General features: G+C 62.0%; 25 protein-coding genes and 1 riboswitch. Of the genes, 14 read left to right on the top strand and 11 right to left on the bottom strand.

Features of this window, described 5'->3' with window-relative positions; translation table 11 throughout:
• The first annotated feature begins 7 nt into the window (after positions 1-7).
• The 5 genes from G3N94_RS06145 to G3N94_RS06125 all read left to right on the top strand — a co-directional run bounded on the left by G3N94_RS06145 (position 8) and on the right by G3N94_RS06125 (position 4694).
• Positions 8-1558, top strand: a complete 1551-nt coding sequence (locus G3N94_RS06145) for a hypothetical protein (protein ID WP_205791209.1) — start codon at positions 8-10, stop codon at positions 1556-1558.
• Between the two features lie 78 nt (positions 1559-1636).
• Positions 1637-2050, top strand: a complete 414-nt coding sequence (locus G3N94_RS06140; RefSeq protein ID WP_205791208.1) for a hypothetical protein — start codon at positions 1637-1639, stop codon at positions 2048-2050.
• A gap of 14 nt (positions 2051-2064) precedes the next feature.
• Positions 2065-2889, top strand: coding sequence for a Sir2 family NAD-dependent protein deacetylase (locus G3N94_RS06135; RefSeq protein WP_205791207.1), 825 nt, complete (start codon positions 2065-2067; stop codon positions 2887-2889).
• Between the two features lie 69 nt (positions 2890-2958).
• Positions 2959-3042: riboswitch (ZMP/ZTP riboswitch) on the top strand.
• Between the two features lie 20 nt (positions 3043-3062).
• Positions 3063-3695 carry a LysE family translocator gene (locus G3N94_RS06130; protein ID WP_205791206.1) on the top strand — a complete coding sequence of 211 codons (633 nt, stop codon included), beginning with the start codon at positions 3063-3065 and terminating at the stop codon, positions 3693-3695.
• A 39-nt stretch (positions 3696-3734) separates the two neighbouring features.
• The gene (locus G3N94_RS06125) at positions 3735-4694 is read left to right on the top strand and encodes an alpha/beta hydrolase (protein ID WP_205791205.1); all 960 of its coding nucleotides are present in this window, start codon (positions 3735-3737) and stop codon (positions 4692-4694) included.
• 71 nt (positions 4695-4765) lie between these two features.
• Here G3N94_RS06125 and G3N94_RS06120 read toward each other — a convergent pair whose 3' ends face one another.
• Entirely contained in the window at positions 4766-5314 is a 549-nt protein-coding gene (locus G3N94_RS06120) for an alpha/beta hydrolase (RefSeq protein WP_205791204.1), read from the bottom strand.
• A gap of 118 nt (positions 5315-5432) precedes the next feature.
• Here G3N94_RS06120 and G3N94_RS06115 point away from each other — a divergent pair, with 118 nt between their 5' ends.
• Entirely contained in the window at positions 5433-5888 is a 456-nt protein-coding gene (locus tag G3N94_RS06115) for an Lrp/AsnC family transcriptional regulator (RefSeq protein WP_205791203.1), read from the top strand.
• 94 nt (positions 5889-5982) lie between these two features.
• Positions 5983-6264 carry an antibiotic biosynthesis monooxygenase family protein gene (locus G3N94_RS06110; protein ID WP_205791202.1) on the top strand — a complete coding sequence of 94 codons (282 nt, stop codon included), beginning with the start codon at positions 5983-5985 and terminating at the stop codon, positions 6262-6264.
• Here the strand turns inward: G3N94_RS06110 and G3N94_RS06105 are convergent.
• The 7 genes from G3N94_RS06105 to G3N94_RS06075 all read right to left on the bottom strand — a co-directional run bounded on the left by G3N94_RS06105 (position 6257) and on the right by G3N94_RS06075 (position 12453).
• Entirely contained in the window at positions 6257-6820 is a 564-nt protein-coding gene (locus G3N94_RS06105) for a hypothetical protein (protein WP_205791201.1), read from the bottom strand. The genes G3N94_RS06110 and G3N94_RS06105 overlap by 8 nt on opposite strands.
• A gap of 60 nt (positions 6821-6880) precedes the next feature.
• Complete coding sequence (locus tag G3N94_RS06100) at positions 6881-7435, bottom strand: GNAT family N-acetyltransferase (RefSeq protein ID WP_205791200.1); 555 nt, start codon at positions 7433-7435, stop codon at positions 6881-6883.
• 82 nt (positions 7436-7517) lie between these two features.
• Complete coding sequence (locus G3N94_RS06095) at positions 7518-8477, bottom strand: transporter (protein ID WP_205791199.1); 960 nt, start codon at positions 8475-8477, stop codon at positions 7518-7520.
• A gap of 36 nt (positions 8478-8513) precedes the next feature.
• Entirely contained in the window at positions 8514-9068 is a 555-nt protein-coding gene (locus G3N94_RS06090) for a flavin reductase family protein (RefSeq protein ID WP_205791198.1), read from the bottom strand.
• A gap of 5 nt (positions 9069-9073) precedes the next feature.
• On the bottom strand, positions 9074-10312 hold the full coding sequence (locus G3N94_RS06085; RefSeq protein ID WP_205791197.1) for a styrene monooxygenase/indole monooxygenase family protein: 1239 nt from the start codon (positions 10310-10312) through the stop codon (positions 9074-9076).
• Between the two features lie 64 nt (positions 10313-10376).
• Positions 10377-11165 carry an SDR family oxidoreductase gene (locus tag G3N94_RS06080; RefSeq protein ID WP_205791196.1) on the bottom strand — a complete coding sequence of 263 codons (789 nt, stop codon included), beginning with the start codon at positions 11163-11165 and terminating at the stop codon, positions 10377-10379.
• Between the two features lie 40 nt (positions 11166-11205).
• On the bottom strand, positions 11206-12453 hold the full coding sequence (locus G3N94_RS06075; RefSeq protein ID WP_205791195.1) for a dienelactone hydrolase family protein: 1248 nt from the start codon (positions 12451-12453) through the stop codon (positions 11206-11208).
• A gap of 351 nt (positions 12454-12804) precedes the next feature.
• Here G3N94_RS06075 and G3N94_RS06070 point away from each other — a divergent pair, with 351 nt between their 5' ends.
• Positions 12805-13830, top strand: coding sequence for an AraC family transcriptional regulator (locus tag G3N94_RS06070; RefSeq protein WP_205791194.1), 1026 nt, complete (start codon positions 12805-12807; stop codon positions 13828-13830).
• A gap of 168 nt (positions 13831-13998) precedes the next feature.
• A complete protein-coding gene (locus tag G3N94_RS06065; protein WP_205791193.1) occupies positions 13999-14325 on the top strand; it encodes a hypothetical protein in 327 nt (108 codons plus the stop codon).
• Between the two features lie 248 nt (positions 14326-14573).
• Here the strand turns inward: G3N94_RS06065 and G3N94_RS06060 are convergent, their stop codons facing one another.
• The gene (locus G3N94_RS06060) at positions 14574-15092 is read right to left on the bottom strand and encodes a hypothetical protein (protein ID WP_205791192.1); all 519 of its coding nucleotides are present in this window, start codon (positions 15090-15092) and stop codon (positions 14574-14576) included.
• A 163-nt stretch (positions 15093-15255) separates the two neighbouring features.
• Positions 15256-16185, bottom strand: coding sequence for a LysR substrate-binding domain-containing protein (locus tag G3N94_RS06055; protein WP_205791191.1), 930 nt, complete (start codon positions 16183-16185; stop codon positions 15256-15258).
• 111 nt (positions 16186-16296) lie between these two features.
• On the opposite strand from G3N94_RS06055, the gene G3N94_RS06050 reads away from it, so the two are divergent.
• Together G3N94_RS06050 and G3N94_RS06045 are read left to right on the top strand one after the other, a co-directional pair.
• Positions 16297-17211: an EamA family transporter gene (locus tag G3N94_RS06050; protein WP_241021624.1), complete on the top strand. Its 915-nt coding sequence runs from the start codon at positions 16297-16299 to the stop codon at positions 17209-17211.
• A 1-nt stretch (position 17212) separates the two neighbouring features.
• Positions 17213-17920: an RraA family protein gene (locus G3N94_RS06045; RefSeq protein ID WP_205791189.1), complete on the top strand. Its 708-nt coding sequence runs from the start codon at positions 17213-17215 to the stop codon at positions 17918-17920.
• Positions 17921-18045: 125 nt separating this feature from the next.
• On the opposite strand, the gene G3N94_RS06040 is transcribed toward G3N94_RS06045, so the two are convergent.
• A complete protein-coding gene (locus tag G3N94_RS06040) occupies positions 18046-19278 on the bottom strand; it encodes an adenylate/guanylate cyclase domain-containing protein (RefSeq protein WP_205791188.1) in 1233 nt (410 codons plus the stop codon).
• Between the two features lie 292 nt (positions 19279-19570).
• Between G3N94_RS06040 and G3N94_RS06035 the strand changes: the two genes are divergently transcribed.
• The 3 genes from G3N94_RS06035 (at position 19571) to G3N94_RS06025 (ending at position 22823) form a co-directional block, all read left to right on the top strand.
• A complete protein-coding gene (locus tag G3N94_RS06035; RefSeq protein ID WP_205791187.1) occupies positions 19571-20284 on the top strand; it encodes a DsbA family oxidoreductase in 714 nt (237 codons plus the stop codon).
• A 33-nt stretch (positions 20285-20317) separates the two neighbouring features.
• Complete coding sequence (locus G3N94_RS06030) at positions 20318-20974, top strand: DsbA family protein (protein ID WP_205791186.1); 657 nt, start codon at positions 20318-20320, stop codon at positions 20972-20974.
• 850 nt (positions 20975-21824) lie between these two features.
• Positions 21825-22823, top strand: coding sequence for an NADPH:quinone oxidoreductase family protein (locus G3N94_RS06025; RefSeq protein ID WP_205791185.1), 999 nt, complete (start codon positions 21825-21827; stop codon positions 22821-22823).
• Positions 22824-22883: the final 60 nt, after the last annotated feature.

The following is a 22883-nucleotide window of genomic DNA, read 5'->3' as shown; positions in this document are numbered from 1 at the left end:
AGTATCGATGGATCGCAATGCATTTCTTGCGCAATCTCAGGTAGCGGAGTTCGTGACCTGGCTTGTCGAGCATCTGCCGACACTGCCCGTACACTTGCGTTTTGCCCGCAGCAAGTTCGTTCCGGGCGGGCTCGATATCCGCGTGAACGGTATCGAAGCCGTGCTCGCGCAGTACTGCTGGCGCAGCATGTGGATCGATCCGGACACGGAGAGACGGATCGAATCGCAGGACTGGACAACGACGCGCGCGTCTCTTCAGCGGTTGAGCGTCATGCTGCGCGAGGCCGTCGCCAATGGCAACGACGAGCGAGCTGGCGCGGTCGCGCGCGAGATATTGCGCTGGGGCGGCGTGTTCAGTGCGATTCCGTTCATCGAGTCGAAGGTTCGGCAACGCGCATTCTGCACGTACCTGCAGTCGCTTGCGCCGCTGTTCGCGCTGGATGGCTCGCAGACGACCGACGACCTGCACACGCGCAACGTCGAGCGCTTCGACGCCGGGCTGACCAAGGTGCACGCGCTGTTCGATACGACAGGATCGCCGATCTACGACAGCCGCGTCGGTGCCGCGTTGGCGATGCTCTACGAGCTGTTTCGGCGAGATGCCGAGCGCATCGGCGCTCGATACGATCCGCTCGGGTTCCCGTCGGGACAGGCGCGCGGCGCGCAGATTCGCGATCCGGGGGATTTGGGATTCACTGCAGCGCCGCAGTTCTACACGAATCAGGTGCCGCGAGAGTGTTGGGCACGCTGGCAAGTGCGCGCGGGCTGGATCATCCGTGCGGTGCTTGAACGAAAGGCGTTGTTTGCGAGCGAACCGCACGTCGACGGTGCTGACCCGATCGCGGCGCAGAGTCATGCGTTCGAAGCCGCACTTTTCATGATCGGTTATGATATCCGGAGCGTGGCCGGTGGCAATGGCGGTGGGATCGTCGTCCCTGACGACGCGCCGATGGTACCCGACGAAGGCGGAAACTGGGTGCCGACGGGGCATCCGTTTAGCAAGGTACTGGGCGCATATTGTGCCTATCGCGAAACCAAACCGGCGAATCCCGATGCGGACGGCTTCAGGCAATGGCTCAACGCACCGACGCACGCCCCTTTGTACAACGCGTTCGTAAAGAACTTCCAGGCCTACTGTTATCCGTTCGGTGAACGGGAATTCAATCTGCACGAGCGCTCTCTCAAGGATATTCAGTCGATCGAGCGCGGTGGCGAGGACGGCCTGATCGTGGCGAACTATGCAGAGTCCGAATTTATCGCTGGTGACGAGCGCGAACAGGTTTGCGTTGTTTGCGCGGGGCTGGCCGGGTATTGCGAGCTGGTCGAAACGACGGCCGACGCGCGCAAGCAACGCCTCATCAAGTCAGGCTTCGCGGGCACGATCAATTCGGCGGGCACGCTGATATCCGTCGGACGGGGCGTCGGCCGGCATTTCGGCTTGCTGGACGAGCGGGACCGCCCGACGGCGCTGTTCTTCCGTTTCTTCGGCGACGGTTTCGACGACTTTCGCAACCGGCTGGGCGTCGACCGCGACGGCCGAGACCTCGGCCCTCGCTGATCGGCTGCGCCGCATCGGGACGGGAAATGTCCCGATGCGGTGGCAACATGACGTGATCCTTTTCCACGGAGACACGCCATGCCACGCATGATCGAGCATATCGACGCAATCGCGCGCCGCAACGCACGCGATACGCTTTACGTCACGTTCTTCGACGACCCGGCGGGCGAGCGTTCGCCGTACCACTGGCAGGACCATCCGGCACGAGCGGCGCTCGTCGCATGGCTCGACGCGCGCGGCATCGCGTGGACGGAGTGCGGCGAGGTGGCGGACGAGCGCGTGATGCGAAGCTATCGCGGATCGATCTACATCGACCTGCCGTTCGACCGCGACGACGCGACCTACCGCGCGCTCGAAGCGTTTCTCGAATATCCGGACGGTTCGCTGCGTTTCCCGCATATCTGTTTCAACGTGATCGGCCTCGACTACGCACGCAAGAACGCTCACCACGACGAGCCCGGGTTCTGGGATCGCTGGGCCGACAATTTCTGAACGGGGGCACGACCTTGAACGACCAACACGATATCCGCCGCGCGGCGGACTGGATCGCCAACGCGGACGGCATCGTCATCGCGGCGGGCGCAGGCATGAGCGTCGATTCCGGGCTGCCGGACTTTCGTGGCACGGGCGGGCTCTGGACTTCGCTTCTGCCTGCCGGAATGAGCGAGCGCGACGTCGGCTCGCTGACCCAGGGCGACTGCTTCGTCGACAGACCCGTCGACGCGTGGCGATTCTACGGGCGCGCGCTTCAGGTATGCCGGCACGCGAGCCCTCATGCCGGTTACGCGATGCTGCGGTGTTGGGCACAGCGCGCGCGTGACGGCGCGTTCGTGTTCACGAGCAACGTCGACGGCCATTTCCAGTCGGCCGGCTTCGACGAGGACAGGGTGCTCGAATGCCACGGCACGATCAACGTCATGCAATGCGGCGAACCGTGCGGCGACACGATCTGGTCAACTGGCAACACGATGGATGACGTCGACGTCGATACGCTCGATGCATCCGGTTTGCCGCGCTGCCACGGATGCGGAGGGCTCGCGCGACCGAACTTCCTGATGTTCGATGATCAGCGCTGGATCGGCACGCGAACGTCGCGCCAATGGGCGCGCATGCAGGATTGGCTCGGTTCGGTCGCGCGGCCGGTCGTGATCGAAGTAGGTGCCGGGACCGCCGTGCCAAGTGTGCGGATGTTCGCCGAATCCGTGCGCGGGCCGCTGATCCGCATCAATCTCGATGCCGGCGATGTCGCGGTCGATCGTGTCGGGGTCGGCATTCGGGGGCGGGCGCTCGCGGTGCTGAGCGCGATCGACGACGCGATGCGGGCCGTGTGATCGATCGCCGTGAGCGGGATCCCATACGTGGCCGTGGGCGTCGCGGAAACAGAAGACGTGCTAGGATCTCTGCACTCATGTGACTGGCGCATACAGATAGGGCACTATCGGGGAGCGTGAGGTTGTTGGCCGCCGCGCGCCTGGGCATTACCTGCTACCTTTGGAGATGGGTCATGCCTGATTTCACGCAATTGCTCATGTTCGCTCTTGTGGCGTTGGGGATGGTGATAACGCCGGGGCCGAACATGATTTATCTGATTTCCCGCTCAATTTGCCAAGGTAGACGCGCGGGCCTCATTTCGTTGGGAGGCGTTGCGCTGGGCTTTGTGTTCTATATGCTCTGTGCGGCATTCGGAATCACGGCTTTCGTATTTGCGGTACCTTACGCGTACGACACGCTTCGCTTTGGCGGTGCTTTGTACCTTCTGTATCTTGCCTGGCAAGCGGTCAAACCGGGCGGACGGTCCGCGTTTGCAGTGCGCGACCTACCGGTCGATACGCCAACGAAGCTCTTTGGCATGGGTTTTGTCACTAACCTGGCGAATCCCAAGATCGCCGTCATGTATCTGTCTCTGCTTCCCCAGTTTATTACGCCAGGACACGGCAGTGTCCTTACCCAATCGCTGGCGCTCGGCAGCGTTCAGATTTCGATCAGCCTCGCGGTGAATGCACTGATCGTCGTGACAGCCGGATCGATATCTATCTTCCTGTCAGGACGCCCGTCGTGGCTGTCGGTGCAGCGCTGGCTGATGGGCGGCGTTCTGACAGGTCTGGCGGTCCGGATGGCGTGCGAATCCAGGAAATAGCAACGACTCGCTCTAGCGCGTCCCGCACATCATCTACCGATGCCCCAGCCAAGCTACAAGACGGAAAGCTATTGGAAGCAGTACCAATCGTTTTTTCCCGCACATGCGCGAGTAACCGCCGCCAACGGCCCTAATGAAGAGCGGCTCCCCTGGAAAGGAGCATCGATCCATGTTGATCGATTTCCCTGCGCTGCATCGCCGCTGACGGTGATCGTCGTGCATGGAGGCGGAGGGTATGGCCGGCTGTTCGCGCCGATTGGCAAGTTGCTGCACGGCGCCGGCTACGAGGTAGTCGCTCCGGATCTACCGGGATATGGATTGAGTCAGGCGCCTGCTTCACTGGTTACTTACGAGGCGTGGACCGACTTGCTATGCGATCTGGCATCCATCGAATACCGGAACACTGGGCGGCGCGTCGTGTTGTGCGGCGGAAGCCTTGGTGGCTATCTGGCTTACCTGTGCGCTGCGCGAATGGGTGACGGTCCGATTGCTGGCGTGATCGCCACAACCCTTGCGGATCCGCGCTCGTCGCTGGTGAAACGACAGTTTGCCCGCAACGCGCTGGTGCGCCACGTCATGATGCCCCTGTTGCCCTTCTGCACCCCTCTGATCGGCAGACTGAGACTGCCCGTGAAGTGGTTTACCAAAATGGGCGCGATGTCGAACGATCCATCGCTAAACCGGCTCGTTGCCGAGGATCCTAATGGCGGCGGCGTACGTGTGCCAGTCAATTTCATGCAGTCGATTTTCGCCGTGCGGCCGGACATTGAGCCCGAGGACTTCGACCACTGTCCTGTCCTGCTGGCACACCCCGAAAACGACCGCTGGACGAATTTCGAATCGAGCCGGCAGTTCTTCGACCGCATCAAGGGCGAGAAGAGATTGGTGATGCTGGAAAACTGCGGTCACTTTCCGGTGGAGGAGCCTGGCATCGCACAACTGGAGCAGGCTTCGATCCGATTCCTGCGGGAGATTGCCGGCAACCGATCACGCTCGTGACAGCGTGACATTGGTTCGTTGTAACGGTCAGCGACGTACTCCCGCGATGATGAATCCGGGCAACTTGCCAGTCAGGTAGGGGCGCTCGCGTCAAAATTCTGCAGGAGCCGGTACCCGTCAGCCCAGTCATCCAGTTGGCTGGCGGCATTCAAATGTCCGCGTGCTCCGACGTCGAGAAATTCGCTACCCCATGTACTGGCACAGGACTGTGCATAACCGATTGCCGCATAGGGATCGTCGTTGCTCGCAACCACGATACTGGGAAATGGCAATCCTGCTGACGGTACGGGCGAGAACCCGATGCTGAAGGCGCTGGGAAAGGCTGATGTCGAAGGGTCCGGAACAGCGACGAGCAGTGCCCCTCGAATGGCGGCCGCGTGACGCGTGGCCCAATGCACCACCGCGAGGCACCCGAGACTATGAGCGACGATGATCGTATCAGGACCAAGAGCCGCCACTTCGCGATCGATTGCCGCTACCCATTCGTCGCAGACGGCGTGATCCCAGTCTTCGATCTTCATGCGGCGCCAGTGCCCCGGCTTTGCAGCCTCCCAGATACTTTGCCAGTGTGTTGCTCCCGAATTGCCGTGACCAGGCACGGTCAGAACGCGTCGACTCATGTTTAGCCTCCCTGAATGAGTATCCAGTGTAAAAGCCGATGGTCTCTATTAGAATGGCCGAACCAATGAAATCGTTGCCCACAGGCTTCGAATGCACGGAATTGACGGGTATGCACGAATGAAACCTAAGCAGGTGGAACTGGATCGACTCGACTGGCGCATTATCGAGGCGCTGCAAACGCATGCGCGCGTGACGAATACCGAGCTAGGCAAGCAGATCGGATTGTCGCAACCAGCGGTTAGCGCCCGGATCAGGCGACTCGAGGAGCAAGGCGTGATCGAAGGTTACTCGGCAAGAATCAACGCCGGGCTGGTTGGTCGCGACATCTCCGCGCTAATCCGCCTGCAAACGAATCACGCGCAGATTACGAAATGCCTGAAAGCTTTCGCGACGATGCCTGAGATCATCGAGGCTCACCGCATCACGGGCAACGATTGCTTCATTGTTCGTGTGGTAGCGGGAAGAATGAAGCAGCTGGAAACCGTCATCGACGCGCTGGCCAGATTCGGACCTGTGACGACCTCGATCGTCCTGGCAAGCTATCCGCCCAAGGCGATTGGTGAAATCAGGTAGTACATCAATATGCAGCGACACAGCGCATCGCAGCGCAAGGTATGATCCCTGTCATTCAACGACACACTGACAGGAGGAAAGCGTGATACTGGAAATGGCTCATATCGACGTACTCCCGGGAACCCAGGCGCAATTCGAAGCGGGCGTGAAAAATGCGCTGCCGTTGTTTGCCCGCGCGAAAGGGTGCGGCAGCGCGGAATTGCACCGGATCGTCGAGCACGAGACTCGCTATGTGCTGATCGTGCGGTGGGAAACCGTCGAGGATCACACGGTGCACTTCCGGCAGTCGGACGATTTCCTCGAATGGCGGCGGCTGGTCGGGGCCTTCTTCGCCAAACCGCCCGAGGCCGTTCACACGGAAGTGGCCGTCAAATAGTTGGCGCGCCGATGCCTTGAAGCCGCTCACGCAGCGATTCGAGCAGCGCGTCGACCTGGGCAATCAGGTTTTCACGGGTGCCGATCACGACCTGGATGCCGTCGCGCCCACTGTCCACGGCATGGACAGCGAAGGTATCGGTGAAGCGCCAGCCTTCGACAAAATCGCCGCGCTCGCCTCCCAGATTCTGCCATTCTCCGGGCGGCGACCGGACGAACTCGCGCAATTCGCGCTGCACGTCGTCGAAGGTGCCGTAACTGATCGGCGTGTAGCCGAATCTGGCATAGTGCGCGGCGACATGCATCTTCAGCGTGTCGATCGCCTGCGGAAAAATCTGCACGAGGCGATCGGGTGCGAGCTTGATCAGGTCGACGGGCAGCCACCATGGACCATCTTCGGCGAAGCGGTTGCGGCTATTCTCGACGAGCGCACCGCAAGCCCTGAGTTCGGCAACGGCCTCGGTGCGCGTTTCCTCGATGAGCGCAGTCGCGTCCAGCCAGAGCGTCGGCATTTCGACGATATCGGGCGTGTATCTCAGTTGCGGATGTTCGGACATGAATCGTTCTTGCTAACGTCTTGTTAACGGCGAGCGGTGTAGCGCTCGATCCGCAATCATTCACCGGCAGGCGCGCGAATATATCAGCGTGTCCGCGTCGTTGAACCGGACCGGTTCAGGGTTTGCATAGCCAGCCTTTTCGGCCACGCGAATCGACGCGACATTGCCGGGTGAGATCAGGCATACACTGTGCTCGAAGCGGTGTTGTTCATCCAGCCATGCGAGCGCGCACGTCAGCGCTTCGGTCGCGTATCCGTTGCCGTGCGCCCAGGTCGCAAGTGCCCAGCCGGCCTCCGGAATGCCCCGAATCGACGGCTCCAGCGCCCGATGGAAATCGGCAAAGCCAAGATCGCCGACGTAACGCCCGGATGCCTTCTCGCGAATCGCCCAGTACCCGTAGCCGATCAACGGCCACAGTCCCCGATACGACAGCATGCGCATCCAGGATTCCCGTGGCGTCGAAGGCGTGCCGGCACCGATATGCGCGACGACCGCGGGTTCCGTCCACATCGCCGCGAGCGCGTCGAAGTCGTCGACCGTATGAGCTGCAAGAACGAGGCGCGCGGTTTCGAGAACGGGTGCGGTGCTGACGGGGGACGGGGCATTCGTCGTCATCGTGGCTTGGGCGTGGGTTGACGGGATCGCGGCGCGTGCGCGCAGCAGCGGCTACGATACAGCAAAAGGCGCCACCCGCGCGTCAATCGAAATGGTGCACATAGCGCAGCACCATGCGCGTGCCTTGCGGCCGGTTGCGCGCATAGACCTCGAAGTACGCGTTGAACATCAGATGATCTTTCGGCGAGAAGCTGTACATCGCGCCGGGGCCGATCGCCCATACGGCTTCTCGCGTGCCGGGCACATCCTGGCCGTTTTCCTTCATGTCGGTGGTCTGGCGCAGCCAGTATCCGTTGAGGCCCAGACGCAGACCGGGACGAACCTCGTACTCGGTCGCGAAGTTCGCATGGATCGCCTGGCCCGCCTGGGTCGAGGTCACGTCCGGGCCGAGCGAAGTCGACGGACGATGGTTGGTCGCATTCCACAGATAGTGCAGGCGCCATGACACCGTCCACTTCGGCGTCAGCCAGAACGTGGCCGCCCAGTACGGATCGAACGACCAGAAATGGCTGCCCGGGTTGATCGCGCGCGACGCGTCGTATGCGCCGGTCGGCGCGATGAACTGGAATTCCACGCGCTGGGCAAAGCGCGGCCCCTGCGCGCCCATCACCGGATCGAACTGGATGAACGGACCGATCAACAGATCGCCGAAACCGGCGCGCGAATTCAGCGCCACGTTGCCGATCCCGTCGTCCGTATGCACGGACGCGACCCATGGCAGGATCACGTCGAGCCCCGGATGCAGCCCCGCGAACGTCAGCGGCGACTGATAGACGAGCTGGCTCAAGCCGGCGAACACATCGATGTCCTGCTTCGGCAGGCCGACCTTGTTGCCCGCATTGTCGTTGATGCGGCCGGCCGTGTAGTACTGCAAGTACTGGGTGCCGTACCATCCGGAGCCGGCTGGCGGCATCCCGTCGAGAAAGCTCGTCATGCCCAGGTTGACGCTCGGCAGGTCGGCCGCATCGGCCGGAGCGGTTCCGGCAATGCAAGTCGTCAGCACGAGGCCTGCGATGGCAAGCGGGCGAAAGCGGTATTTCATCTGAATCACCTCCTTCATATTTATTTGCATGACTAATTAAACGGGACAAGAAAGAGCAGGGTGAGCCGCGATCGCACGGTACTGCCCCGCGTGGAACACCAGCGGTGCCTTGCCGAACGCGTCGAATTGCTCGATCCGGCCGATGAAGATCAGGTGATCGCCGCCTTCGTACTGGCTGACGTTGCGGCAGACGAAGCGCGCGCTTGCGCCTTCGAGGCAGGGCACGCCGCCTGCGCCGGATGCCACGTGAAGCACGCCGTCGAACTTGTCGGCGTGGGGTGTCGCGAAGCGGCGCGACAGGTCGATCTGGTCGTGCGCGAGAATGTTGATCGCGAAATGGGTGGACGCGACGAAGTCCGCGCAGCTCGGCGCGGCTTTGCGCAAGCTCCACAGCACGAGGGGCGGGTCCAGCGACAGTGACGAGAACGAGTTGGCGGTGAGACCGACCTTGCGTCCGTCGGCCGCGCGCGTGGTGATCACGGTGACGCCAGTCGGAAACTGCCCGAACGCGGCGCGCAATTGCGCCGGGTCGACGGCCGGCCGGGCGGTGGCGTCGAGATCGGCCGAATCGTGCATGACGATGGTTTCCATGTCGTTCACTCCGAACGCGCACTGTGTTCGCGAATCAGCGCCGCGCACGCCGACGGCTCGAACCACCACGGCGAGAACTGGCGCGGATCGTCGAAGCCGTTGGCGATCGCCGCGGCGAGTGACGGCATGCTGCCGGCCGCGCCGAGCAGTTCGAGGATGTGCGGCGGCGGCGGTGTGAGCAGCGAGTTGGTCCAGCGCACGACGTGCTGCGCATAGGCCCAGTAGCGTTCGAAGGTGTCATGCATCCAGTCTTCGCCGAACGGCGCGGATTCACGCGAGAGGATCGCATCGAAAACCACCTTCGCGCATTTTGCGGCGTTGTTCGATCCCTGGCCGGTGATCGGGTCGTTGACCACCACGGCATCGGCCATGCCGAACACCGTGCGGCCCGACGGCAGGCGGAAGAACGGCTTGCGCACCGTCGGCGTGAAGCGCCCGGACAGCGTGCCGTTCGGGTCGGTGAGCTCGACGTCGCGGCACCGCTCGAATTCCCATGGCACATATTGCTGCAGGAACGACAGGCTTTTGTCGAGATGCTGCTCGGGCGTCTTCACGTCGGCCCAGCAGTCGAGCGGGCCGCCCGGAATGCCTTCGAACACCATGATTTCGCATGGACCGCTCGTGGTGAGCGCAGGGAACACGAAATACTCGCCGATGCCCGGCAGCAGGTTGAAGCGCACGCGCGAATACGGCTGGCTCGGTGTCATGCCCTTCACGTAGGTGAGGGCGAGCGCGCGCTGCGGGCGGCCGAACGCGCTGCGCGCGTCGTCACGGCCGAGCAGGTTGACGATTTCACCCTTGCCGGCCGCGAGCAGCACGAGATCGTGGCTACGGGCCAGTTCCTCGAGTTCGGGCACGCCGACGTCGCAGATGCGCACGTCCGCGCCACGGCACCGGACGGCTTCGAGCCAGTCAGCCATCTTGATGCGCTGGTCGACGGACTGCGCATAGCGGGTCAGCCGCGACGACCAGTCGATCGCCTTCAGGCCGTTGCGGTCCGGATGCGGCACCGCGACGCCGATGCCCTCGACGGCAGGACACGCTTCTTCCCACGTGTTCAGGCCGAGATCGCGCTCGATCTGCAGCGCGGTATGGAACATGCACTGGCTCGACATGACCTTGCCGGTGCGGATCTGCTCCGCGTCCCGGTTGGTCGCGAGCGTGACCTGGTAGCCCTGGTCGAGCAGGGCGAAAGCGAGTTGCAGGCCGGACTGGCCGGCGCCGACGATGGCGATGCGTCTCATGAGAAGGTCCTTGATTGATGGCGTTCCAGTCGGAACAGGTTCGATGGCCGGCCGTGGGCCGCGGTCATTCGGCGAGCCGCGGAATGGCCGGCACGGCCTGCTCGGGGCCCATTGCGGAATAACCGCCGTCCACCGCGTAGTCAGCGCCCGTCACGAAGCTCGCGGCGTCGCTGCACAGGAACGTGACCACCTGCGCGACTTCCGACGGATCGCCGACACGCCCGAGCAGATGGAACGGCGCGGCGACGCGATCGGTTTTCGCGCGGTCGCCGTGGGTCAGTTCGTCCATCACGCGCGACCACGTCCATCCCGGTGACACCGAGTTGACGCGAATGCGATCGGGCGCGAGATCCATCGCCATGCTGCGCGTAAGCTGGCGAATCGCCGCCTTGGACGTCGGATAAAGCCAGCGGCCGGTCTGTGCGCACTGCGCGGAGATCGAGCTGAAGTTCACGATCGCGCCGCCGCCGCGCCGCGCCATGTGCGGATGCACGGCTTTGGCCAGCATCGCAGCCGACACCACGTTGACGTCCATCGCCGCGAGCCAGTCGTTGCGATTGGCGTGGATGCCGTTGTCGACGTAGCTGCAGGCCAGATTGACGAGCACGTCGACCGCGTCGAACCGTTCGACGATCGCCGAGACCGCGTGTTCGATCGCACGGTCGTCGGTGATGTCGGTGGCGATGAACATTCCGTGTGCGCCGAGGGTTTCCGCGACGCGCGCGCCGTTTTGCGCATCGAGATCGAGCACCGCGACGCGCGCACCGGCGCGGCTCAGATCCTGCGCGACAGCGGCGCCGATCAGCGTGGCGCCGCCGGTGACGATCGCGACTTTGCCAGCAAGGACAGTCATGGGGTGTCTCCGGGAAACGGTAGGTGAGGGCAGCGCACGGTCAATGGCGGTGCGGCGACGGTGCGCTGTGCTGCCAGCGGCGCATCAGTCCGTTCGACGGAACGGTTTCGTCGAGCAGCTTGCGGGCCGTTTCGGCACCCGCGACCGGCAGGCCAGCGGGGTCGAGCAGGCCGATCTGCACGAGCACGCTGGCCTGGTCCCAGTAGATGTGCTCGTGATAGAGCTTGTCGCCGCGGAACTTGACGATCGCGACGAGCGGGATCTCGACGCGCTTGCCGGTGGGCGCGACACCGGGCAGCATCCAGTCGATCTCGGTGGTGTGCGTGAAGCAGAACAGCAGTTCGTCGACGATCTGGCTTGCGCCGATCGTGCGCGAGATCGGCGTGATCGTCGTGTCGGGCGGATTCGCATGCACGAAGTGATGCGTGTAGAAGCGTTTGAGCTCCTCGTAGCCAACGCCCCCCGTGAGCGTCGGAATGTGATTCACGTAGGGGTCGGCCACCATCGTGGCCATCGTTGCGTCGACGTTGCGCGTATCGAATTCGTGCTTCAGGTGGACTTCCCAAAGCGCCGAAAGGTCGTAATGCGGGCCGAGCGTCCGGCGGAATGCGGCGATCGTGCGCTCGTGCGCCATCACCGCGGCTGCCTTGTCCCAGTGATCGCCGCCGACGCGTGCGAACGCATGATCGACGCCGGGATAGACATACACTTCGATATCCTGATGGTCGGACAACGCTTCGGCGATGCGCTGTTGCGCGTCGGGCGGGCAGAAGCGATCCTGTCCGGCGATCTGCAGCACGAGACGCCCGCGCAGGTGAGCCGCCTCGTCCAGTGCATGCTCGATGCCTACGCCGTAGTAGCTGACCGCGCAGGCCACGCGCGGCAGCCGACATGCAGCGAGGTAGGCGAGCTTGCCGCCGAGGCAGTAGCCGAGCACGCCGGCCTCGCCGGTGCATTCGGGCATTTGCGTCAGCACGTTCAGCGCCGCGCCGATGTCCTCGACCCCCTTGTTTTCGTCGTACTGCCGGTAAAGTGCCATCGCGCGCTCGAAATCGGCTGCGGAGTCGCCGAGTTCGATGCCCGGCGACTGGCGCCAGAACAGGTCCGGCACGAGCACCGTATAACCTTCCTCGGCAAGGTAGTCGGCCGCTTCGCGCATCGTCGCGTTTGCGCCGAAGATCTCGTGACACAGCACGATACCCGGCCCCTTTCCGGTGGCCGGCGTGCTCAGGTATGCGCGAAACGTTCCGCCGTCCGGCGATGGAATGTCGATATAACGTCGTTTCATGTGTCCCTCCGTCCCGTTGATGTTTGTGACGGGCCTAGTATTGGTGGACGAAACTGGCGCTTCTATCCGCTTTCTTCGGTCGGTGTCCGTGAATTCCGGAAACCTGACGATCCGGCGGCCGGGCCTGCCCAGTCGCATGCCGAACTGCGGGTATATGCGGATACGGACGCCCCGCGCAGTTTTCTACGATGCGCAAATGGTCCGCTTCTTGCGTTATCTGCGCGGGACTTGCGTTCTATCAGGCCGGACTGTCCGGATACTCCGGACCTTATCCGGGTCGTGTGACCGGATTCGCCGGATCGGGAACGCATGCACCGTGCGGGTGCAATCGAGCATGACGGGAGAACTTCGATGGCGCATTTTTCCGGGACGGGCTGGCTTGCCGAGGCCGCTTGTTTCAACCAGGGCAACCTGCTGCTGAAGTCGAACGATTTCGACGAGGTGCGCGCGCGCGTCGGGGATGTCTTCAAACCTCATCGGCTGACGCTGACCGGGCATACGCGCGAGTTGCACAGTTGCCTGCATCACGCGCGCTGCGGCGACCTGTCGCTGAATCTGCTCGACTACGGCAGTGAAGTCAGCATCGAGCCGGGACCGCTCGAGAACTTCTTTCTGCTGCAGATCCCGCTGCGAGGCCAGGCGGAGATCGTCTGCGGGTCGAAGCACTTCATTTCGTCGCCGGGCACGGCGTCGCTGATCTCGCCGACGCTGTCGCTGAAAATGCGCTGGGGCGATGCCTGTCCGCAGGCGATCCTGCGCATCGAGCGCGAGGTGCTGGAGCGGCATGCGGCGCGACATCTCGGCGACGACCGGCGCTCGCCGATCGAGTTCGACCCCGAGTTCCCGTTGTCTTCGTCGCAGGGCGCGTGTCTCGCGCAACTGCTGCCGATGCTTGCCGACGTGATCGCCTCGGATGCGCATCCGTTGCGTCATCCGCTGGCATTCGAGCAACTCGAATCGACGCTGCTCAACATCCTGCTTTACGGCCACCCGAACAATGTGCGCACGGGTGCGCGACGCATGCCGACGGCACTCGCGCCGTTCTATGTACGGCGGGCCGAGGAGTACATCCGAACGCATCTGCACGAATCGCTGACGATCGAACGGCTCGCCGAACTGGCCGGCGTCAGCCCGAGCACGCTGTTTGCCGGGTTCCGGAACCGTCATGGCACGACGCCGATGGCTTACGTGCGGCAGCTTCGGCTGCAGCATGTGCGCGACGAGCTGCTCAGCGAGCAGACGCCGGGGCTCGCGTCGGTGACGGACATTGCGCTGAAATGGGGATTCGCGCACCTTGGGCGCTTCTCGATCGACTACAAGCGCGCGTTCGGGGAGTCGCCGTCGGCAACGCTCAGGACGCGGCGGGTGCGGTGTTGAGGATGACCTACACTATAAGCCCACCCTTCGCGGGCGAGCTTGCCGCTTTGGCGCAATGCAACATTCCTGCGATCCGGCTGAAGCCTGCGAACGGCGACTTTCAGGGCCGACGCGGCGCCCTGCGCTGCGTCGGCTCGTCTGAAGCGGAGGCTTCGAAAGGAGATCATCATGTTGCAAGCGAGTGAAATGCAGCAACGCTTCACTCATCTTCAGCAAACGGTCAGCGAGGCATCGCGGACTTGCCACTCGGACAAGACGATCCCGAAGGATCTGATGAACTGGATGGATGAGTTGGACAGGGAATGCAAGTCCGGCAAGAAGATCATGTCATCCCATGACGAAGATCGCATCCGGCAATGGGTCGACGATCTCGAGCGGATTGGCGATCGAGCCGAGCGGGCTTGCATGCAGGCTGGCGGCCTCGATACCCGGGTAAAGAATGCAGTGAGCTCGATGCACTCGGAGCTTTCGGACCTGAGGCGGCAACTGCACTGAGCGTTTGGGAGATCCCGGTCCGGGCTGCAGGCTCCTCCGTACGGCGTACGGACATCCAGGGGTTTTCGCTGTATGGAACGGGTAAGCCGCAAGAGGGTTTACGCGTCTCGAATGCGTGATTTTCGGGTAGTAAGATCAACCGTCCTGTTGGACAAGGGTTTCTCTCAGCGAAGTTCGCCCGCAGATCGCGGGCTTTTTTTTGTTCGAGACGGATGTCGTGCGGAACGGGGGGCGTCGTCGCCCGGCTATCAGATCGCGTCGAGCCGCTGCGCGATCATCGCCAACAGGTCGCGCCGCACCATGATCCGTCCGTCCGGTAGACACCCGGCCGACGCGTGCATCGATCGTCCGAGTGCGTCGAGCGCCGAGCCGGTGTCGAGCGCGCCCGCGACCGCCCAGAAGCCCGAGCGTCGGTGCGGCAACTGGCTCGCGTCGCCGGCGAACAACGCGATTTCGGTACGTGTGCCTGCGAGCGACCGGTTCAGTGCGCCGTTTGCGCCGATACAGTTCCAGCAGAATCCGCCCGGCCGATGCGCGGTCGGTTTGACGACATGCACAACGATGTCGTAGCCGGCGGCCGCGCGGTCGCGGGCGATCCACCAATCCAGGCGGGGGTGCAGCGACCGCAGTCCCGCGAGCCATGTCTGCGCGTCGCGTTCGTCGATGCCCCATAAGCTCAACGCGACCCGAAGCACCGGCCCGCGACTATGCGGAGCACGCGCATTCAACGCATCGCTGATGTTGGGCTTACCGGTGGGTCGGGTCATCGGTTCGATCCGCGTCGCGCTTGCGCACCAGAGCGCAAGCAAAGACAACTTTGGCGTACCGGCCGATGTATCTCAATGTCAAAACATGGTGCGAATCGGACGCGAGCCCGAGCTGTTGATCTGCGCGTCCAGACGTGAACGGAACTGAACCGCGCCGGATTGCTTACGTTGAAAGGCGTGCGTTAAGGACGGTCGCGGATTCCTGTTCCTTGCCTTCTGGTGTGCCAAGTTCCAGTGTATGAATCAGGAATCGCTGCAATGTCGCGGCAGCAGATGTCTGGTCATCTGCATCCGTACAGGTGAACAGTCCGAAGCTGGCGGCCGGGGGGGTCGGCAATCCAAATTCACGCGGATCGAGCGCACGCATCGTGCCGCGCAGAATATTCCTGTCGAGCAACACCGCGATTCCCAATCCTGCCTGAACAGCCGACTGAATTGCGGACAGGCTCGTGCTCGTGCAAACGACTTTCCACACGATACCGGCTTCGCGCAGTGAAGCAAACACTTTGTCCTGCCAGGGGCAGCCACCTGCGAACGCGACGATGGGAACCGGAGTATCGCCGAAACGCATTTCCGTCATGTCTGTTGCTGCCCAGCGAAGCGGATGCTGCCACGTGACAATGGGTTCTGCATGAATCAATGTGGGATCGCCGATCACGATATCGAGCTTGCCTTTAGCGAGCTGCTGCGACAAGGCTGGGCTCGTGTCGATCACGATTTCGAGCGTGACGTTTTCAAAGGATGCCGCGAACTGTTTCAGCGCATGCGGCAAATGTCCTGTGGCGATGTCCTCGAGCATGCCAAGCCTGACCGCGCCAGAAATCTCTTCTGCATTGAGTGCGGCGCGCGCGGCCAATCCGACGTTGAGCAACTTGTACGCGTAGGGGAGCAGCACATTGCCTGCCGCCGTCGGTTTGACTCCGCGCGGTGAACGTTCCAGCAAGCGTTGACCGACTTCTTCTTCCAGCCGGCGCAACGCCATGCTGATGGCGGCCTGCGTTCGATGCAGCACCACGGCCGCGTCACTGACGCCGCCAGTTTCAACCACGGTGACGAACGTGCGCAGGAGCGTGCTGTCGAGATCGCGGATCATAAATATCCCTGATGCGACGATAAAAAATATGAGCTTATACCAAGGCGATTAGTCCCGTTACCATCGAGCACACATTAACTGGTATGCCCTGCGATGCGCGATCGATCGAGTATGACCCGGCCCGTGGTGATGGCGGATTTTTCTTCCTGGCTGTCGAAAGCCATTGCGCCGCTGTTCTGCGTTGTTTCGATGTCCAGCATCCAGCTGGGCGGTGCGCTTTCGCGGCCGGTATTAGCCGAATACGGCACTGCCAGCACAACTTGGTTGCGTCTATGCGTCGCTGCGCTGGTGCTCGGAATGGTGACTCGGCCGCAAATTCGTACCTATTCGCGCCAACGCTGGCTTGCGGCCATCATCCTGGGTAGCGCGATGGCCGGAATGACGCTGTGCTATTTCGAGTCGGTCAATCGCGTGCCGCTCGGTCTCGCCGTGGCGATCGGTTTCCTCGGACCGCTTGCCGTCGCGACGATTGGCGTGCGCCGGCCCACGATGCTCGTCTATCCGGTGCTTGCCGCGCTGGGCGTATGGCTACTGGCCCGCCGCGACGGGATCTGGGTCGTGGATGAGCCCTGGGTTCTCCTTTTCCCGGTCGGCACGGCGTTGTGCTGGGCGGCCTATATCGTATTGTTGAAACATGTCGGCCAGCAGTTTGATGGACTTGAGGGTCTGGCCATCTCATTGATCGTCGCGGCTGTGGTCATGACGCCATTCGGCCTCGAACAAAGTGGTGGGCATATCTCCGGCAGGCAACTGTTGGACGCCGCGTGGTTGGCTCTGCTCGTGCCGTTGTTGCCATACGTGCTTGAACTCAGCGCGCTGCGGCGCATGCCATCCGCATCATTCGGTATTTTGATGAGTGCGGAGCCGGCGATCGCAGCAGCGATTGGTTTCATCGTCCTGTCGCAGCCGCTGACACCACTGCAGATCGCCGGCACCTTGTGTGTAATCGGTGCCAGTATCGGTTCGGTCGTACAGGATCGGGACCTGCGAGGCGAAAATCAATCAGCGTCATCTGACGAGAAATGACATGGATACCGTACAGCTTCAGCGCACCTATCTCGACCTCACGACACCTCACGTCGCCGATGCGTGCATGCGTCTGGGTGTTCCGGTACGCTTTGCACCTGCGAGCACGCGCCCGTTGTGGGATGGCACGCATCTGAGTGGCCGCGTCAACCCGGTACGGCACTTCGGTAGCGTCGACGTGTTCCTCGAGGCCATCGATCGCGCGGCGCCGGGCGACGTGATGGTCGTCGATAACGGTGGCCGACTTGACGAAGCGTGTGTGGGCGACCTGATCACGCTGGAGGCGAGCCGCGCCGGGTTCGCGGGCATCGTGATCTGGGGCTTGCACCGGGATACGCAAGAACTGCGCACGATCCGTTTGCCGTTCTTCAGTCTGGGTGCAGTGCCCGCCGGACCGCAACGTCTCGATCCGGTAGATGCGGAAGTGCTCTCATCGGCCCATGTTGGCGAGCATCTCGTCACTTCGAATGACTTCGTCTTGGGCGACGATGATGGTGTTCTGTTTGTCCCGCTTGACAAGGCCGGTGCCGTCGCAGAGCTTGCCATTACGATTCGCGACACCGAGCGCCAGCAGGCGACCCGTATGCAACTGGGTACCAGCTTCAGGAAGCAGGCACGTTTCGACGAGTACATCGCGGCACGAAACGCCGATGCAAACCTCACGTTCCGGCAGTACCTTCGCTCGGTTGGTGGTGCGATCGAGGAGTAAGTCTCCATAGGGAAGGGCAAGAGGGAGCTGTGCTGACGTTGAACGCAGTCCCTCCAATACAAGGTCGGATTGCTTACCGACTAATAGATGCGTTGCGCGCGTCACCGCCACGTACAGCAATCGCATCAGGCATCGCTTCGGCCGGACAGAAACCAGGTGTGCAGCTTGCCGATTCCCTTCGCCTCGATCGTCCCGCGTTCTTCGAACACGAACGGTTCACCCAACCGGTGCCGGGTCGCATCCGTTACCTGCACCCGTCCCGCCACACCGTGGGATTCCATCCGGCTGGCCGTGTTGACCGCATCGCCCCACAAGTCGTAGATGAACTTGTGCTTGCCGATGACGCCAGCCACCACCGCGCCGCTGTTGATCCCGATGCGCATCTGCAGGTTGTAGCCGCGGCGCTGATTGAAGCGCGTCAGCGCGTCGGTCATGTCCAGCGCCATATGCGCCGCGCGCGCCGCGTGATCTGCGGCCGGCTCCGGCAGCCCAGCGGCTGCCATGTAGGCGTCACCGATGGTCTTGATCTTCTCGAGGCCACGGATGTCGGCGAGGGTATCGAATTCACTGAAGATTTCATCAAGCACGCTCACCAACCGCTCGGGGCTCATGCCCGCCGAAAATCGCGTGAACGCCACGATGTCCGCGAACAGAACAGTCACTTCCGGAAAGCTGTCGGCGATGACTTCGGGGATGCTGTCGGCGAGCAGTGCGTGACGTGCCTTCAGCCGTTCTGCGATCGGATAGGGCAGCAAATTGAGGAGCAGCCGCTCCGACACCTTCTGCTCGGCCACGAGCTTGTCGTAGAGGTGCTGAAGCTCGTCGTGCTGGCGACGGATCAGTTCGCGGCTTGCCTGCAATTCCTCGTTCTTTCGAGCAATCTCGGCTTCGGCGCGCTTCTTTTCGGTGATATTGCGGCCTTCCGGCAGCAGAAACACGACCTTGCCGCTCTGGTCCTTGATGGGCAGGAGCGAGAAGTCGACGACGATCGTCTCGTCACCCGTTGCGTGACCGTAGATTTCGACGTCGCAGCGGACGAACTCCCCGTCGCTTGCGCGTCGGATCAGCTCCCGCAGCAAAGCCTGGGTCTGCGGCGAAACGAGCCACCAACGCGTCTCCCAAAACGGCTTGCCCTGAACATCGTCCATCCGCAGGCCAACCGCTTCGAGCGCTGCCCGGTTGGCCTCGAGGGTCATGCCGTTCGCGTCCAGCAAGCCCACGAACTGGTACATCTCATCCACCATGACGCGTGCGAGCTTGTCCCGTTTCGTCTGGAGATTGTCCGTCGCGCGGAGCCTGACATTGCGCACGCAAAGCTCCGGCGCGTCCGAAAGCGGCTCGAGGTTGAGGTTCGACATGCTTCACCTCATGCGAAAGCGGCGTTGTGTACAGGACATGCATGTCGTCTGTCCGGGCGGCTACAGATCCTGCCTCAATCCTAGGAAATCCTGGCGATCAAGAATGTGCGATTTGCGTTTCCCGGGATTCGGGGTCCGCATCGTTCTTTTCTACAGCAGATCAACCTCCCTTTCTTTCCTCCTCTGCGTCAGCGGTTTGCGCGGGATGCAACGGCCCGTTGCGTCCCGCTACCGTTCTAAGAGTGCCGGTCAACGTCTAACCTAGAGTGGTCGCAACAATTGAGGAAAAGTCATGAAACGACTGTCTGTAAAGATCACATACGACTTCATTTGCCCGTGGTGCTGGATCGGTCACCGAAATCTTGCGTTGGCGCTGACGGACGTTGCCGAAGCCACCGAACCGGAAATCTCCTATCTGCCCTACGAACTCAATCCGTCTATGCCGTCGACCGGTGTGGACAGAAAGGAGTATCGCACCAGGAAGTTCGGGAGCTGGAACCGCTCGTTGCAAATGGACGCGCAGGTAGCGGCGGCGGGGAAGGCGATCGGGATCGACTTCAACTATGACAAGGTCGCGATTACGCCGAACACATTCCGTGCGCATCGCTTGATGGATTTCGCTCAAGGAAAGGGCGACCCGAAACGAACCGACGATCTGTTCGAGGCGATCTTCGCGGCTTACTTCACACGAGGCGAGAACATCGGGGAGGTCGACGTGCTGGTCAACGTCGCGCACGAAGTCGGATTCGACGCCGATGAGGTTCGGGAATTTCTCCTCAGCCGTCGAGGGGAAGATGATGTCCTGGCCAAGGAGGTCGACGCGCAGTCAGCGGGTGTTCGCGGTGTCCCGTTGTTCACGATCGGCGGCGCGACGATCCACGGTGCTCAACCGGCCCGTGTGCTGAAAGAGGTAATGAGCGCTGAGATTCAGACCGTTACTTCCGACGACGAGGAACTTGGCGAGGCCGACGGTTGCAGCGGTGGCACGTGCAAATTTGGTGGATAGGCGGAACGAACCTGATCAATATCGAGAATTGAAATGGACAAGACTATCAAGCTGCACTACGTCTATGACCCGTTTCGTGGCTGGTGTTACGGCCTGGCGCCGCTGTTGACGGTTGCAGCCGAAACTGACGGCGTAGAAATTGTTCCCGACTCTGGGGGGATGCTGGCCGGCGATCGCGCCCAAATGATGTCCGCCGATTGGCGAGCGTTCATTCGTCCGCACGAAGAGCGAATCACCGCGCTCAGCGGCCAGAAGTTTGGCGAGGCTTACACGGGAAAGGCGCAGTTCGACTATGACATTCTGCTGGATTCGGGGCCGCCTACTGCAGCAATGATCGCGGCGGAAAAGGTCGGAAAAACGGGGCTGGCGATGTTGAAAAGATTGCAGATCGCATACTACGTCGAAGGGCGGCCGATCGCGAATCGTGACGAGATCATCCGTGCCGCGGCGGAAATCGGTCTCGACTCGTCAAAATTCGAACAGGCTTTCGATCATGCCAGCGAGAACTTGGACGAGCATTTTTACGAGTCGCAGGCATTGCTTGAGAAGCTGCGAGGCCAAGGATATCCGACCCTCGCCATAGAGAAGGGCGGTGTGCTTCGCAAGCTTCATCTTGGGCACGTGTTCGGAAAGCCAGACCTGTTCCGCGAGCTTCTGCGCGACGAAGTCGCTCCCGAAAAAGCGGAGTAACGCAGTATCGGATGGTCATTGAAGTACAAGCCAATTCACGAAAAAAACGCTTCGACGACCATCGCAAGACGCGGAACGACGGCCAGGTCTCTGGTGTGGCCGACACCGTCCAGGCGGGCGCAATCGACTGATTCTCGCGCCATTTCTTATGGGCTAGTCGGACGAGCAGATGGATGTTCGTCCGACGTCTCGATGAGCGGAATTTGTCAATGAATCGATTTTCCGATTACCGCCTTGCGCGTGATCGTTACGATATCAGAGGTCGTTCGGCGCACAGGGCTTGATTCACCTGTCGGCGGACGTGATCGCCTGCCTGATTACCGTCACGTCTGTGATGCCCCCCACGCGCACCTCCCTGAACGCGGTGCGCCTCGTCGAACGCACGCCCTTGATGCCGGACATGGTCTCGCGCAGCGCGCGAGTGTCGTCCGGAAAAACACACTGTGTGTTTGAAGGTCCACGGCGTGCACACCCGGAAGACAAACGCCCTGACGTAGCACCCATGTCGAAGTCGATGAATTCATTAAGGAATTCATGACCTTTCCGTTTGGCATGGTACTTGCGAATCAGATGCAGGCATGCCCGTCGACTGTCTGATGCATGCGGAGTTACTGAAGTGCCGCTCCGTAGCCGATTACGGTAATCGTGGCGTGCTTCCGGCACGCGGGATTGACGGCGCTCGTCTGGCGACGAATGGCGGTCCGTAAGAGGAAGCATGTGACCGGCGGGATTCAGCCAGAGCTGACTTGCGGATGATCCATTCCGAACGAAGAAAGACGTCAACGTACCTGTGCGACGAAGAAGCGGGCTGAAGTGCACACGCCTTTCTCATTTCAACAAAGGTCGATTCATGCGTAGCTATCAAGTATACGAACACGGCGAACCGTCGACGATGCGTCTCGAGGACGTGCCGGACCTGATACCGGGTCCCGGACAGATCCTGGTGGATGTGGAGGCTGCGGGTATCAACTTTCCGGACATTCTCACGGTTGCCGGCACGTATCAGTTGTTACCGCAACGTCCGTTCGCACCGGGAAAGGATTTTGCCGGTGTGGTGCGGGCCATCGGCCCGGACGTCACCGAATACCTCCCGGGCGATCGAGTGATGTCGCAAATCGAATTCGGCGCGCTTGCGGAGCAGGCGCTTGCCACCGCCTCGCAGTCATTCCGCGTACCGGACGAGATGGCGTATCAGGCGGCGGCGGCCATGGGGCTCGTCTATCAGACGGCGTGGTTTGCGCTGATCGAGCGTGGCCAGTACAAGACCGGGGAGACGGTGCTGGTCGGTGGAGCCGCCGGTGGTGTCGGCCTCGCGGCCGTCCAGCTTGCGGTCGGCCTTGGCGCGACTGTTATCGCGGCCGTCCGGAGCGATGCGGAAAGAAAGGTCGTCCTCGAATCCGGCGCTCATCACGTGATCGACTTGTCCAACGGCAATCTACGCGACAGTGTGCGCGAACAGGTTTATGCCGTCACGGACGGGCGCGGTGCGGACGTCATCCTTGACCCGCTCGGCGGCGAGTTCTTCCACGGGGCCATTCGAGCGACCGCCTGGTGTGGTCGCGTGGTCGTCATCGGGTTCGTCGCGGGCGATATCCCTTCGGTGAAGGTCAACTATCTGCTGCTCAAGAACATCTCGGTGGCCGGCCTGCAATGGAGCGACTACCGCGATCGCGCACCTGAGAAGGTGCGTGCAGCGCAGGAAAGCATTTTCGGGCTCTGGCGTGCCGGCTGCGTGCGTCCCGTCGTCATGCGCGCATTCGCGTTCGAGGAAGCTGCGGAAGCGATGACGCTCGTCCGGAACGGCGATGTGCGCGGCAAGGTCGTCGTCAACGTCAGAAGCCCCGCCTGATTTCATTCGGAACGGCGAATCGACGCCGATCGATTCGGAAAAACAAAACTAGATCTGGAG

Source organism: Burkholderia sp. Ac-20353 (assembly GCF_017104785.1).
Classification (GTDB): domain Bacteria; phylum Pseudomonadota; class Gammaproteobacteria; order Burkholderiales; family Burkholderiaceae; genus Burkholderia.
This window is presented reverse-complemented; position numbering and strand designations above follow the sequence as displayed.